Raw genomic sequence first — 16,628 nt, 5'->3', positions numbered from 1 at the left:
ACCTTCCTTTTCAGGGAGATGGCTTACCGGGATGTTAATCTATTTTATTTTTTGGTTACTTTAAATTCTGTTCTTCTGTTTTTAGCTCTTCCAGCAGGATTATCTTTTTTCTTGCGTTTAACAATAATTTCGTTTGGCGCAATAGGCACCGATTCTCCATAACCTTTTGAAGTCATTCTGGCAGCGGCAATACCTTTACTTTCTAAATAATCAGTACATGATTTCGCTCTTCTGTTCGATAGATCCAGGTTATACTCATCGGTTCCGATGTTATCGGTATGCGAGCCAAGCTCTATTTCCATTTCAGGATTATCTTCCATAATCGGGATCAGGAAGTCTAACACTTTTTTAGAAGGTTCGGTTAATTCGGCACTGTTAAATTCATAATAAACATTATCCAATGCCATTGGGATACCGATTTTGAAAGGGCTTAAACAGTAATCCTTATAAACTAAGGTATCTGCTTTTGCCAATTCTTCGTAAGCATAGTTTTTGGTTACGGCAAAGTAATTGTCTTTTGCAAAAAGCAATTTAATTGGTCTTTTCGAATCTACCTTAAACTTATATACACCATCAGTACCTGTTATTACCTTCTGTGTGCCTTCTGCATTGTTCAGGGTTACATTAGCACCTGCCAAAGGCAATTTAGTTTTACAATCAGTTAAAATACCTGCGATTGACAAATATTCCTTTTTCAGTTCAAATACTTCCAAACAGCATGACGATTCGCGATCAGAACTAATGTAGCCTTTTGTTCCTTTATCATCAGTTGCCGTGAAGTAAAGATCATCTTTTGATGAATTAAATGGATAGCCTGCGTTTTTTGGAGTAGTCCAATCTACAAGATCACCTTCAGATTCAAAGAAATCAAGACCACCAAAACCTACCCTGCCATCGGTACTGAACAATAGTTTTTTGGTTAGTGGGTTATAATATGGTGCGCGCTCATCATCAGAAGTATTAATGGTTGAGCCCATATTTATCGCCTGACCTAATGATCCATCCTCGCGAATGGCGCAGTACCAAAGATCGTATTTACCATAACCACCACTTCTATCAGATGAGAAAAGAAGGAATTTACCATCACTGGTAACGAAAGGTTGCGATGAATTAAAATCTTTACTGTTTACCTGTAAACCTACCGGTTGTGGATCAGCCCATTTATCGCCAGCTTTTTTCGAGCTATAAATCGCATATTTTTCTTTGTCTTTCCAGGCCGTAAAATATACGGTATTGCCATCTGGGGTAGAAGCAGCTGCAGCAATTTCAGTGTTTTTAGCGAAGCTGATGTCTATCTTTTTCACCGCAATATCAGCTGAACTTAAGTCGCCTTTGGCTGCATAAATGCCGTTAATAAACGGATTGGTTTTGGTTGATACCTGGATTTCTCCACCATCTGTTTTAACCATATCTTTTTTACTGCCTACAGCAACCGGACGCGATGAGGTAAAATATAACTCATTGTTGATTTTAACCGCTGCGTAGTTAGATCCTAAACCATTTACATTACCTGGTACTTTTTTAACCTGAACCATACGGGGAAAACGCATTTCTTCGATAGCAAATTTACACGATTCGATTTCCTTTTGTGCATCTTTAGCCAAAACATCGCCAGGATTCTTATCGATAAACTGTTGAAAAGCATCGATAGCCAGGTTAAATTTTTTATTTGCCCTTAAACTTTCTGCATAATAGAATAACGCTTTTTTATAACGGGTATTGGTAAAAGTGATCGCTATAGCATAATATTTTTCAGCCTCATTAAATTCTCTATATAACCTGCTAGATTCTGCAAGGTTATAAATAGATCCCTCATAATCTTCCGCTATTTTATCTTCTGTTGCCGATTTTCTTTCCTTACCGTACGGTAAAATGGCCTGGGTACTATCGCCAGTAATTTTTAAAGCTTTCTTATAAAAAGTAGATGCGGCATAATAGTCCTTATTTTCGAAATAAGTATCTGCAACCTTTTTATAATTTACCACATACTGTGCGTTTGCAAAACCGCCAAATGCCACTAATAAGAAGAGTAATATTTTTTTCATCTGAATAATTATAAACGTGGACAAAAGAAGTTTGGACCAATAATACCATTACGGCCAATTAAAGAAATTGAAAGCTCTAAACCACCGTTACTGTTTGATGCGCGGTTGAATGTAGAGGTATTTACATCATAACTCAATCCGAAAACCATGTTTTTTAACTGTAGTCCAACAAAAGCAATTGCAGCATCTTTATTACGGTAGTTACCACCAAATAGGATGTTTGCAGATGGATTAACGTTAAGCTGTGCATAAGCACCTAACGATACTTCGTTTGTGTTACCCTGATACATAAACAATGCATTAGGTACAATATCCAATGACTCTGAAGCCTTGATGCGCGCACCGCCATGAGCGGTAAAACGAATTGGGATACGTGAGTTTGAGCCAGAGAAACGATCCATAGGGCGGGTTAAGTGCGCCGCACTTGCACCTAAGAAAACGTTTACACTCTTGTTCGGGTTACCATCAAAAAACATGATCCCCGCGTTTACATCGGGTACCAAAGATGATTGTGATGAAAGTGTTTCGCCGCTCATCATTCCGCCATCATAACCCGAAATCGGATTAAACTGGTTACCAAACCTGGCCTGAGAAAAATCAAAGCTACGGTTAATTACGCCGGCCTGTAAACCAAAGCTCACCATCTGTAAACCTTCGGCACCGAACCTTAAGCGGTACGACCCCGATACCAGGGCAGACAGGTAGTTAAAATCTAACTCCCCAGCCCTTTGGTTTAAAATGGTTGCACCGAAGGCGAAGTTCTTTTTCGGGGCAAGATCGAAGGATGCACCGCCCGTTAAGAAAGAACTGTTAAGTGCACTCCACTGTTGTTTAAAGTTTACAGTTGCACGGTAATCGCCGTCTATCACACCCGTTAAAGCCGGATTAAGGTATAACGGATTTGCATAATACTGTGAAAAATGCGGATCAGTTTGTGCGAAGGACTTAGCTGTACACAGCAGTAGTCCTAGCACTGCAACATATATTTTTAAAGCCGATAGTATTTTCATGGTCTTTGATTTTATCTGTTTATTATTAATCCTCTTCTTATCTAATCAGCGTTACTGTACCTTTTCTCAATGATGTTGTTCCATTGGTGAATGTAATATCAACCATGTACACATAAACTCCGATCGGTTGATTTACGCCTTTGAACGTTCCATCCCATCCATTCGCTACGTTGTCTGACTGGAATATCAATTGACCCCATTGAGTATAAATACTCATTTTGGCGCTTGATATGGTATTGCCATAGATTAAGAATGTATCATTTTTACCGTCGTTATTTGGCGTAAATGCATTTGGTATATACACCTGATCACCGAATGGATTAGCTGCTTTGCCAGTTGCTGCACCATTTTGACTGGTTTGGCAATCAATCTGACCTTTGGCTCTTACCAGGATGCTTACACTTTGATCTGGTTTTAAACCTGCAACTAAGTAAGTTGTTCCGGTTGACCCACTGGTTGGATTAACCCATGTTAAACCATTATCTAATGAAACTTCGTAAGCCGTAGCACCTGCAACCGCAGCCCATGCAAACGTTACACTATTTGGTGTAGTAGTTTGTACCACTACTGCTGGCTTATCTAACACCGGAAGTACGGTTACCGTAACCCCTGTTCTTGTTGGGCTTGCACAGCCACCTACTGCAATCGCTTCTACATAGTAGATTGTGGTGGCAGTTAAGTTTGGTGTGGTAAAGGTTATACCTTCTGCCAATACCGCTCCGTTAGAGCTTGCAGCGTACCATCTGTAAATTAATCCAGCTACCGGATTGTTTACCGTTAATATGGTTGAACTACCTGAGCAAAGTGTTCCATTTGCAGCTGTTACCGATGTTGGTGCAACTGGTACTGGTAGGGCACTTACATTTACTGGTGTTCTAGATGAAGAGATACATGTTCCGTTTGCACCTTCTACAAAGTATGTGGTGTTTGCGTTAACCGCAGGAGTAGTAAAGTTTACGCCTGTTCCGGCCAATGTTCCGCCTACTGCTGCTGTATACCAGTTATATATTACTCCTGTTTGAGGGTTTGTAACAGTTAATACCGCTGGGCTGCCTGTACACACGCTAACCGATGTTGAAGCTACCGTTGGCACAGTTGGTTTTGCATTAACAGTAACCGTTACTTTAACACGGCCACCATTGTTATTACAGCCACCTGTTCCGATCGCTAATATGTAGTAATCTGTTGTGGCAGTTAAAGCGGTTACACTGTATGTTGTACCAGTGAACAATAGGTTACCACCTACTGCTGCATTGTACCATTCGTAAGTAACACCCGCTTGTGCATTGGTTACTGTAAGTACAGCTCCATCACCTGCGCAAATTCCACCATTCGGACCAGATACTACTGGATTATTTGGTAAAGGATTTACCGTGATCGCTACTACTCTAGCAGTTGCAGCACTGTTTTCACATTTGTTATCACCTTTAACAGTTACATAATAAGTTGCGTTAGCACTTAATACTGGGGTGGTATATACCGGCCCTGTAAATACTACAGTTGTTAGGGCAGGATTACTATACCAGGTAAATATTGGATTAGTTACCGTTGTGCTTGTTGCTGTTAATATTGCTGCTGTATTTGCACAAACCGAAGTTGATCCATTCACAGTTATATCAGCGGCTACTGCTATTGGATTCACAGTAACTGTTACTGCTTTCGCATTAGCAACCGTATTTTCACACCTGTTGGCACCTTTAACAGTTACATAATAGGTAGTGGTTGTGGTTAATACTGGTGTTGTAAAGATTGGGCCGGTAAATGCGACACTTGTTAATGAAGCATCGTTATACCAGGTAAATACCGGACTGGTAACCGTTGTAGAACTTGCACTGATTACTGCCGCTCCCGATCCACAAACTTTGGCCGGTGTTGTTAGCGTAATGTCAGCTGCTGTTGCACCTGTGTTTACATTAACGGTAACCACTTTTGCATTTGCCACAGAACTTTCACATCTGTTATCACCTTTTACCGTAAGGTAATATTTAGTTGTTGCATTTAGTACCGGGGTTATAAATGTTGCTCCCGTAAATACTGGCGTTGTTAAGGCCGCATCGCTGTACCAGGTAAATATTGGGTTGGTTACTGTTGTAGTGCTGGCCACCAAGCTTGCTGTTGATCCTGCACAAATGGTAGCATCTGCCGCGGTAACATCACTTGCTGATGCTACAGGGTTAACTACTATGTTGATTGATTTAGCCGTAGCAGCACTGTTTTCACACTTGTTATCACCTTTTACAGTTACATAATAAGTGGTATTGGCAGTTAATACAGGTGTAGTAAATACTGCACCTACAAAAGCTACATTGGTTAATGTTGCATTGGTATACCAGGTAAATACTGGGTTGGTAACCGTTGTACTGCTAGCAGTTAATACTGCTGCAGATCCACCACAAACACTTGTCGAACCATTTACAACAATATCACTAGCCACCGCTATCGGGTTAACCTTGATGGTCACCTTAGCTGCATTCGCTACAGTACTCTCACATTTGTTTGCACCTTTAACGGTTACATAATATGTGGTAGTAGTAGTTAATACTGGCGTGGTAAATATTGGTCCGGTAAAGGCAACACTTGTTAACGAAGCATCGTTGTACCAGGTAAATATTGGACTGGTTACTGTTGTTGAGCTAGCATTGATTACCGCTGTACCTGATCCACAAACCAATGTTGGTGTTGATAGGGTAATATCGGCAAGCACCGCAGACTGATTAACAGTAACGGTTACCACTTTTGCAGTGACACCTGAGTTTTCACATTTGTTATCACCCTTAACCGTAACATAGTATTTAGTGGTTGCGTTTAATACTGGGGTAACGAATGAGGTACCTACGAAAGCTACCGAAGTTAAGGCCGCATCCCTGTACCAGGTAAATGTTGGATTAGTTACTGTTGTTGTACTGGCTACCAAGGTAGTTCCAGAGCTTGCACAGATTGTTGCATCGGCAGCTGTGATATCTGAAGCTGTAGAAACAGGTTTCACAGTTACAGTGATTATCCTTGCAGTACCAGGTGCATTTTCACATTTATTGTCGCCTTTTACGGTTACATAATAAGTAGTGGTTGCATTTAATGGTGGTGTTGTATATGTAGCACCAATGAAACTTACATTGGTTAATGCTGCATCGCTATACCAGGTAAATACCGGATTGGTTACTGTTGTAGATGTTGCACTTAATACCGCTGCAGATCCTGCGCAAGCTGTTGTGCTTCCACTAAGAATAATATCGGTACTAATGGCCAAAGGATTAACCGTTACGGTTACCACTTTGGCATCTGCTGCACTATTTTCACATTTATTAGTGCCTTTAACAGTTACATAATAAGAAGTAGTAGCTGTTAATCCAGTTACCGTAAACGTTGGACCAGTAAACACTACGCTTGTTAACGAAGCATCACTGTACCAGGTAAATACCGGTTGAGTTACTGTTGTACTCGAAGCCATTAACATTACGGTAGAACCCGCACATATTTTAGCATTGCTTACTGCAATATCTGCAGGTGTGGCAAACTCTTTAACTGTTACGGTAACAACTTTAGCGTTTGCAGGTAGGTTCTCACATTTATTATCACCTTTTACCGTTACATAATAAGTAGTGGTTGCGTTTAGTACAGGTGTGGTAAAGCTGGCACCAACATGAGCTACTGTTGTTAGCGCAGCATTGCTGTACCAGGTAAATACCGGATTAATTACTGTAGTTGTTGAAGCAGACAAGGCAGCGGTTGATCCTTTACAGATCGAAGTAATACCGTTAGTGGCAATGTCGGCGTCAGTAGCAGCTGGATTAACCGTAATGGTAATCGGTTTTGCTGTTGCTGCTGTATTCTCACATTTGTTATCACCTTTAACCGTAACATAATATGTGGTGGTTGCAGTGAGTGTAGGAGTGATAAAGCTAGGACCTGTGAACGCTACTGTTGTTAAAGCAGCATTGCTATACCAGGTAAATACCGGGTTGGTAACTGTTGTGCTTGTTGCGGTTAAAGTAACCGAAGAGCCACCACAAACGGTACTTGTTCCAGCTAAGTTAATATCTGCAGGGCCAGCAATTGGGTTTACCGTAACGGTAACCTCTTTGGCATTGCCTGGCGTATTTGCACATTTATTTGTTCCGCTAACGGTAACATAGTATTTGGTAGTTACATTAATTGCTGGTGTATTAAATACCGCTCCAACAAAAGCAACCTGTGTTAAAGCAGCATCTGTATACCATGTAAATACCGGACTGGTAACTGTTGTGCTGGCTGCAGTAAGTACCGCTTTACCAGAAGCACATAATGAAGTTGTTCCGCTTACTGTTAAGTCTGCAAGACCTGCAGCTGGGTTAACCGTGATCGAAACTACCGTACGAGATGGATTTGAACAACCTGCTCCGCTTACGGCTTCTACATAATAGCTGTATGTTCCTGCTGCAAGATTTGCAGGTGTTGTAAAGCTACTGTTGTTTGTTACCAACATGTTTCCACCTATAGCCGCATCATACCAGTTATAAGTAATACCTGCAACTGCCTGTACACTTAAGGTAGCAGGTGTACCAATACAGGTTGTAGCTGGATTAGTGGTTGATGGAATAGGTTTTACTGCCGGAGGCAATATGGTTACCACTACTTTGGTTCCTACTGTCTCACAACCATTAGCTGTTGCCGTTACCGAATAAGTATAAGTTCCTGCAGCTAAAGTTGGATCGGTTAAGAAAGTAGCGCCATCTTTTCCTGCCTGATAAGTTGTGCCTAAGTACCATTTGTACACCACTCCTGCTTGTGGGTTCTGTACGCTTAATGTAGCAGATGAACCCTGACAGGCGCTTGCCGTAGCAGATGAAACTTTTGGTGTAGTGATTACCCTTTGTGCATAATCTAAATTAACAGATGTTAATGCACCAAGCAAGCCTGAGCTTAATCTCAGTTCTACACCATCGAATTTACTTGTTGGTACGAAAGTTAATATGGCCGATGTTCCACCAGTTAATAGTTTTAAGCTGATTAATGGGTTCGATACAGAAACCGCATCGTTGTTGCTGGTTGTACCTTGGAAAGTAGTTACCGTTAAGTTTGGCAATACAGCTACCGAAAGCAATGTACCTGGAGTGGTAATTTTCACTCTTAAGGTATCACCAACATTTGATAATCCTGTAAAACCAACCTGGTGATACACAGATGCACCAAGTAATCCTACCGGGATAACCAAGCTAGACCCTGTATTGATGTCATTATCAACCGCAAAAGTTGGGTTGAAAACTCCAGCCAATACACCTATACCAGTTACACCACTTGCAACAGTTGTTGTAGCGGCTCCACAAGGTGTAGCTATTGGGTTACCATTTGGAATTACAGTAACCGTTACCATTGCCCTGCTTGTTGCAGTACATCCGCCAGGTACCGAAGCCTCTACATAATAGGTTGTTGTTGCACTTAATTGTGGTGTTACATAAGTTTCACCTGTAAATATCGGTACTACTCCGTTTGCAGTAGTAAACCACTTAATGGTTGCACCTGCTGTACTCGAAGTTGCTTTTAATACAGCAACAGCACCTTCACTAATGGTAATTGATGGCGGCGTAATTACCGGAACATCAATGGTTCCCAATATAATTTTGCCCTCAGTTCTGGTCGACGAACTACCACAGCTGTTTACAGCTGCTACAAAATAACTTCTGTTTGCCGTAATTAATGGGGTAATAAAATTATCACCAGTAAATAATACCGTTGTAGATGTTGCAGTATCGTACCAGTTATAAGTTGTGCCTGCAATTGGGTTTTTAACCTGGAAGGTAACCGATGTATTAGGACAGGTATTAACAGATGCTGAAAGTAGATCTGGTGTTACCGGTGCTGGGTTGGTGGTTACATTTACAACTGTTTTATAACTTACACAACCAGTTGCAGAAACTGCTGCAACGTAAAATTTAGTATTGCCTGTTAAAACTGGAGTAGTAAAGATGATACCGTCTTTACCGGTAATGTATGCACCTGTAGCATCGTACCATTTGTAAGTTAAACTTGCTGATGGGTTACTTACCTCAAGCTGTGCAGTCTGGCCCACACAAGCCGTAACATTTGCTGATGTTACAGTAGGTGCAACCAAGATGCGTCGTGCGTAATTTAAATTGATTGATGTTAAAGCACCTAATAAACCTGAGTTTAACCTCACCTCTACTCCGTCGAAAACATTCGTTGGAACAAAAGTGATTAAAGCCTGGGTATTGCCGCTCAACAACTGAATATTAATTAAGTTATCATTTAAGAATTTCGAGTCACCGTTACTGTTGGTTCCAACATAAGTAGTGATTGCAGCGTTTCCTAATAACGAAAGTGATAATAGTTTTCCTGGAGATGATACTAAAACACGCACTGTATCGCCCACTTTAGATAGTGACCCAAAACCAACTCTTTGATAAACCGATGCACCAAGTGCTCCTACTGGCATTACCAATGAAGATGCAGTTTGGGTATCGTTATCGATCGCCAATGTTGGGTTAAACACACCTGATAATAAAGCTACACCGTTAACACCATTAACCTGTGTAGTTGCCGCCTCGCATGGAACAGGGGTTGGACCACCACCAGTAACGGTAATCGTAACCTGAACGCGGGTTGCAGATGTACAACCGTTTGTAGAAACAGATGCTACATAATAAGTTGTGGTAGCCAATAATGGAGGTGTAACATAAGTAGCACCTACATAAACTGGTGTAGTTGAAGTGTTAGAAGTATACCAATTGAAAGTATTGGTTGCATCTGCCGAACTAGCCGTTAAAATAGCCGTCTGACCTGCACTTACTGTTGAAGAACTTGCAGTGATTACTGGTAAAACCGGACGAGGATTTACGGATACTGCAGCCGCAGCACGTACAGCACTCGTACAGTTTCCTTGAGATGCCTCTACAAAATAAGTAGTTGCAGTTGTTAATGCCGGAGTTGGGAATACTGCACCAGTGAATACTAAGTTTCCACCTACTGCAGCATCGTACCATTTATAAGTTACAGCAGCATCTGGATTAGCAACCGATAAAGTTGCTGATGATCCTTCACAAACATTGGCTATTGTGGCCAGTACCGGTATCGGTAATGCTGGTGTAACGGTTACTGTTACCGGAATTCTTGTTGAATTCGGACAACCTGCCTTGCTTACCTGAATATAATATGTTGTGGTAGCAGCTAAAGCTGGGGTAGTAAATGTTGAGCCAGTGGCCAATTGTGTACCACCAGTTGCAGCATCGTACCATGCCAATGTAGTACCACCGTTTGCGGTTGCAGTTAATGTTGCAGTACTTCCGGCACAAATGGTTTGTGCACCAGCAGTTAATGTTGGACTAGGATAAATTACGGTTGCACCATATACATCTAAGCTGGTTAAAGCGGTAACCAATGCACCGAAGCTAACCTGTACTCTATCGTAAGCACCGCCTGCCAATATCGTTGCGGCAAAACGGTTACCCGATAACAGTCGAAGATTTAATAACCCACCATTTAATTGTACTGTTTTTACAACCGTGGTACCATTTAATATGGTAACGGTTACGTTATTTAATAAACCAACATCGGCCAAACCAGTTGGTAAAGCTAAATCTAAACGAAGACTATCTGTAGCGGTACCAACTGAAGGGAAAATTAACTGTTGGTAACCTGACGAACCCACTCCTACAGAAAGTGATATTCTGGTGAAGTTAGATGGGTCGGCATCAGTAGAATTTCCGGCACCAGTTATACCGCACAATAAACAAATTCCGGTAATACCTGTGTTTTGTGAATTGGCTGCATTACATGCGGTACCACCACCGTTATTTAATACGGTAACAGTCACCGGAACGCGTGTTGCACTTTTACAACCGCTGGCATTTGTTGTTTCTACATAATAGGTTGTAGTAGCCGACAATACCGGAGTAACGAATGAAGTACCTGTTCCTACCTGTGTTCCAGCTGTAGCGGCATCGTACCATTGAATAGTATTGCCCGCATCAGCTGTAGCGAGTAAAGTAGTAGACTGACCAGCATTAATTACCTGGTTATTGGTGGTTACTGTTGCTAAAGTTGCTGATGGGTTAACTGTAACGTTAACCGCAGTTCTCGAACTTACCGCCGTTCCAGATACCGCCTCCACATAAAATACAGTAGGAGCTGTTACTGCAGGTGTTACAAAAACACCTGTATTATTGGTAACCAATGGTGTACTTCCTGTAGAAGCATACCAGTTGTAGGTTACGCCAGCCTGCAAATTGCTAACGCTTAATGTAGCTGGGCTTCCGGCACAAACCGTTGCCGCAGCAACTACTGGAGCGTTAACGGTTACCGTTAAACTATATGCTGTTGTAGCTTTGTTGCCATTTGCATCTGTTGCAGTTAAAGAGATGGTAAAAGTTCCACCTAAAGTTGGGGTTCCTGTAATTTCTCTTGTTGCAGTATTAAAACTCAATCCCGGAGGAAGGTTCGTTGCTAAATAAGTATATGGAGCTGTTCCACCTGTTACAGCTGGTAAAGTTTGTGTTGGGTAAGGTGTACCAACAATACCGTTTGGTAAAGTTGCACCTGGTAATGACAATATACCTATTACTTTAAGTGCGTAAGTATTACTAGCAGTTCTGCCTTCACTATCGGTTGCAGTTACACTGATCGAATAATTTCCCGCTTGTGTAGGTGTTCCCGAAACTGCTCTCGTTGTTGGATTATAAGTTAATCCGGCAGGAAGATTAGTTGCTACATAAGTATATGGACCAACACCACCTGTTGCTGATGGCAAAGTTTGGGTAGCATAAACAGTTCCTTCTGTTCCGTTAGGCAAAGTTGCTGCTGGTAACAATAAAGGATTAACCACTACTATTGTATAGTTATTGTTTGCTGTTTTTCCATCAGCATCGGTAACCGTTACCGGTACGGTGAAAGTTCCGGCTTGTGTAGGTGTTCCTGTAATTTCTCTTGTTGCCGGATTAAATGTTAATCCCGGAGGAAGACCAGTTGCAGCATAGGTATAAGGTGTAGTTCCACCTGTTGCAGATGGAATAGTTTGTGTTGGATAAACTGTTCCTGTTGTTCCCTTGGCTAAAGTTGCCGCTGGTAACACCAATGGATCGGTTACTTTAAGTGTATAATTAGCCGTAATAGTATTGCCATTGGCATCTGTTACTGTAACCGGAATCGTAAAGTTTCCGATTTGAGTTGGCGTACCAGTAATTTCTCTTGTTGCAGGGTTAAAGGTTAATCCCGGAGGAAGTGCAGTAGCCGAATACGTATATGGTCCGGTTCCGCCAGTTGCAGCTGGAATTCCATTTGTGGTATAAGCTGTACCCGTTACACCATTAGGCAATGCTCCGGGAGCTAAAGCCAAAGCAGGTGTTACTGTTAAAGTAAAGGTTGCTGTTGTGCTACATCCCTTTGTATCCGTTGCCACAACATCGAATGTTGCATTACCTGTGGCAGTTGGTGTTCCACTTACCAAACCTGTTGCTGATAAAGTTAAACCAGCTGGTAAGGTACTGCCCGCAGCCAATGCATAGGTATAACCAGCTGTACCGCCAGTTGCTACCGGAAGTTGTTTACTGTATGCCGAAGCAATTGTTGCGTTGGTTAAAGCCGTACCCACAAATACAATTGCTGGGTTAACGGTAATAACTACCGGAACTCTTGTTGTATTTGAACAGGTTCCTTTGCTTACCTGAACGTAATAAGTTTTAGAAGCAGTTAAAGCCGGAGTAGTGAAGTTTGCACCTGTTCCAACCTGTGTTCCACCTGTTGGTGCATCGAACCACGCCAAAGTTGTCCCCCCGTTTGCAGTTGCACTTAATGCTGCAGTACTACCTGAACAGATGGATTGTGTACCCGATATAAAAGTTGGATTAGGATAAACTACTGTAGCACCATAAATATCTAAGCTCGTTAAAGCCGAAACCAATGCGCCAAAGCTCACCTGAACCCTATCGTATGCGCCACCTGCTAACACAGTTGCTGCAAAACGGTTACCTGATAAAAGTCGAAGATTTAACAGTCCTCCGCCTAATGATACTGTTCTTACAACGGTAGTACCATTTAATACGGTAACGGTTACATTATTTAAAAGACCAACATCAGCTAAACCTGTTGGTAAAGCCAAATCTAAACGGATGCTATCTGTAGCAACACCAGTTGATGGAAAAATTAATCTTTGGTAACCAGTTGCAGCAACACCTACTGAAAGTGTTATTCTGGTAAAGTTACTGGCATCAGCATCTGTTGAATTACCTGCACCATTTATTCCACATAAAAGGCAGATACCATTTATACCTGTACTTTGACCGTTGGCCGCATTACAAGCTGTGGTACCACCACCATTAATTACGGTTACAGTTACCGGAACTCGGGTTGCGCTTTTACATCCATTGGTACTGGTCGTTTCTATATAATAAATTTTGGTCGCTGTTAAAGCTGGGGTGGTAAACGATGTTCCTGTTCCCACTTGAGTTCCTGCGGTTGCAGCATCAAACCAGGCGATGGTATTGCCTGCGTCGGCAGTTGCAGTTAAAGTTGTAGTTTGTCCAGAGTTGATTACCTGGTTATTGGTTGTAACCGTTGCTAAAGTTGCAGGCGGATTAACCGAAACAGTAACCGATGTTCTTGTACTGATTGCTGTTCCAGAAACGGCTTCAACATAAAATACAGTTGCTCCGTTTACTGCTGGAGTTACAAAAGTACCATTGTTACCGGTTACTAATGGGGTACTACCTGTTGATGCGTACCAGTTATAAGTTACACCAGTTTGAAGGTTACTAACAGTTAAAGTTGCTGTGCTTCCCGTACATACCGTAGCAGAGGCCACAACCGGAGCATTTACGGTTACGGTTATTGCGTAAGTGGTAGTTGCTTTATTGTTGTTCGCATCTGTAGCGGTTACAGAAACATTATAGGTACCTCCTTGTGTTGGTGTTCCTGTAATTTCTCTTGTAGTTGGGTTAAACGATAATCCCGGAGGAAGATTCGTTGCAACATAGGTATATGGAGATGATCCACCTGTTACCGCTGGTAAAGTTTGTGGTAGGTAAGAAGTACCAACAATTCCATTAGGTAAGGTTTTCGTTGGTAAGGTTAACGTTCCGTTTACTTTGATTGGATATGTGTTACTTGCCGTTTTACCCTGACTATCGGTAACGGTAACACCAATGGTGTAATTACCTGCCTGGGTTGGTGTACCAGTAACCGCTCTTGTAGTTGTATTAAACGATAATCCTGCAGGAAGACCCGTTGCAACATAAGTATAAGGACCAACACCACCAGTAGCAGCTGGTAAAGTTTGCGTAGCATAAACCGTTCCCTCTGTTCCATCAGGCAAAGTTGCAGCCGGCAATAACAGTGGGTTGTTTACTTTAATGCTATAATTGGTGGTTACCGTTTTTCCATCAGCATCTGTAACCGTAACTGGTACGGTATAAGTACCGGCAGTTGTTGGTGTGCCAGTAATGGCCTTGGTTGATGGATTAAAGGTTAAACCTGGAGGAAGACCTGTTGCCGAATAGGTATATGGCGTGGTTCCACCAGTTGCACTTGGAATAATCTGTGTAGTATAAACTGTTCCGGTAGTACCATCAGCTAAAGTTGCCGTAGGTAACAATAAAGGATCAGTAATTTTTACAGTATAATTTGAAGTAATCGTATTACCGTTTGCATCAACAACAGTAACTGGTATAGTATATATTCCAGGTTGAGTTGGTGTTCCCGTAATCTCTCTTGTTGTTGGATTAAAGGTTAAGCCTGGAGGAACGCCTGTTGCAGTATAGGTATATGGCCCTGTTCCACCAGTGGCTGCTGGAATAGTCTGTGTTGGATAAACCGTTCCTGTTAAACCATCAGGCAATGCACCTGGCGTAAGTACCAGTGAAGCAGTTACAGTTAAATTATAAGTTGCAGTTGCCTTACATCCTTTGGCATCAGTTGCAACTACCGAAAAAGTATAAACATTGGCTACAGTTGGTGTTCCCGTAATTGCACCAGTTGATGATAAAGTTAAACCTGCTGGCAATGTACTTCCTGCAGCTAAAGCATAACTATAACCTGCGGTTCCACCTGTAGCTACATCTAATTGTTTAGAATAAGCAAAACCAGGTGTTGCATTGCTTAATGTTGCACCATTAAAAATAATCTGTGGGTTAACGGTAATAACCACAGGAACCCTTACCGATTCTGCTGTACAGCCTAATCTTCTGGCAGAAACATAATAAGTTTTAGTAGCGGTTAATGCTGGTGTAGTATAGGTTCCATTATAGGCAACCGTTTGTAGTGCTGTTCCGCCTTCAACCACATCGTACCAGATCAATTCGTTGGTACTTGGAGTAGTTGCATTTAAAGCTACAGTACTATTGTAACAGGCAGCAATTGCATTGCTTGCAGGCGAAGTAAAGGTTGGTCTGCCTGCCGAGCGGGTTACACCATACACATTAATGGTTTGCGTAAGGTTTACAGTAAGCAGCGAACCGAGGGTTACCTTAACACGATCGAAAGGTACACCAGGAGAAAATGGTATGGTTGCAGCCTGTCCGCTGTTTAATAAACCAAGTAAGTCTAAATTTAACAGGCTCGATACCGATGCGGTATAAACCTGTGCATTTCCGTTATAAGCGGTTACTGAAATATTTTGTAAAACACCAGCGGTTAATAAGGCTGGAGTAGAACTTAATCTTAGGTTAAAATCATCACCAGCATTTGATGGTGTTGTAAAATAAAAATTTTGGCTAATGGATGAAGCCACGCCAAGTACACCTAAACTTAATTGAGAAAAATTATTTGGATCTGTATCTATTGCCCTTTCACTATTGGTTACACCTGAGCTGCCAAGTTGTAAGGCGTCTAGCGTAATACCCGTTCCTTCATAACCTGTAGCAAATGCCTGGGCGCAAGGATCGGTTCCTGAGGTATAAAAAGCAGAATATACTTTAGTACTATTGGTTACGCCAAGTAATACAGCGCTGGTAACATCTTTTACAAATACCCTGTCATACGCTTGTGTAGGCGTTATCGCCACATAAAAGAAACCATTGGCATCTTTTACCAAACGTAGGTTTTCTGCCGAAAAAGCTGCAGTACTCGTTCCACTTAATATAGGAGTAGTACCGTTTCTGGCCCCAACCTGAAAGGAGTGGTTACCCAGAATAACCGTACCGCCAACATTAGCAAGTAATCCACCTAAACTACCTCCCAGCAATCTATTCAGAATATCACCGTCAAAATCCAATCGGATATATGAGGTTACTCCCGCCGAAACCGCTGCCGGATATTTCAACTCCAGCTCGCCACTATAGCTACCTATACCAACAGCAATTCCGCCATACGAATTAACGGTAGCGAAAGTGTTATTGTCTAAAGTTGCATTGTTAGCATTATCGACTCTGCTCTGGGCAGATACAGTATTTGCAAAAATTTTGGTTTGCGCATACGATTTCGAGAAAAAGAGCGTTAATAGAATGATGACAGCAACACAAGTATTGCGGATTATCCCTATTCGGGACGAGAAAGTATGAGTTTTCATCATGTCAGGCGTTATTTAGAAGACTTACTATGTGGGAATGCTACTGTTTGGTAAAGTTTTTCAAGTGCATTATATAATTATGAC

3 protein-coding genes are annotated in these 16,628 nt (G+C 41.8%); all 3 read right to left on the bottom strand.

Translation table 11 applies throughout. The features are described 5' to 3' along the window. Positions 1-44 precede the first annotated feature (44 nt). Genes R2S57_RS01340 through R2S57_RS01330 form a run of 3 tightly spaced genes read right to left on the bottom strand, consistent with a single transcriptional unit; the run spans position 45 to position 16,547 of the window. Positions 45-2,045, bottom strand: coding sequence for an OmpA family protein (locus R2S57_RS01340; protein WP_316843321.1), 2,001 nt, complete (start codon positions 2,043-2,045; stop codon positions 45-47). 8 nt (positions 2,046-2,053) lie between these two features. Further along, positions 2,054-3,055 (bottom strand): PorP/SprF family type IX secretion system membrane protein, encoded by a 1,002-nt coding sequence (locus R2S57_RS01335; RefSeq protein WP_316843320.1) that lies wholly within the window; start codon positions 3,053-3,055, stop codon positions 2,054-2,056. 37 nt (positions 3,056-3,092) lie between these two features. Next, positions 3,093-16,547, bottom strand: coding sequence for a putative Ig domain-containing protein (locus R2S57_RS01330; protein ID WP_316843319.1), 13,455 nt, complete (start codon positions 16,545-16,547; stop codon positions 3,093-3,095). Positions 16,548-16,628: the final 81 nt, after the last annotated feature.

The organism is Pedobacter psychrodurus (genome assembly GCF_032678585.1).
Lineage (GTDB): Bacteria > Bacteroidota > Bacteroidia > Sphingobacteriales > Sphingobacteriaceae > Pedobacter > Pedobacter psychrodurus_A.
The sequence above is the reverse complement of the archived record's forward strand: the minus strand, read 5'-3'. Positions and strand labels throughout refer to the sequence as shown.

Coding starts and splice junctions, on each gene's coding strand:
- R2S57_RS01335 (WP_316843320.1), bottom strand. CDS start 3,055: ATGAAAATACTATCGGCTTTAAAAATATATGTTGCAGTGCTAGGACTA.
- R2S57_RS01340 (WP_316843321.1), bottom strand. CDS start 2,045: ATGAAAAAAATATTACTCTTCTTATTAGTGGCATTTGGCGGTTTTGCA.
- R2S57_RS01330 (WP_316843319.1), bottom strand. CDS start 16,547: ATGATGAAAACTCATACTTTCTCGTCCCGAATAGGGATAATCCGCAAT.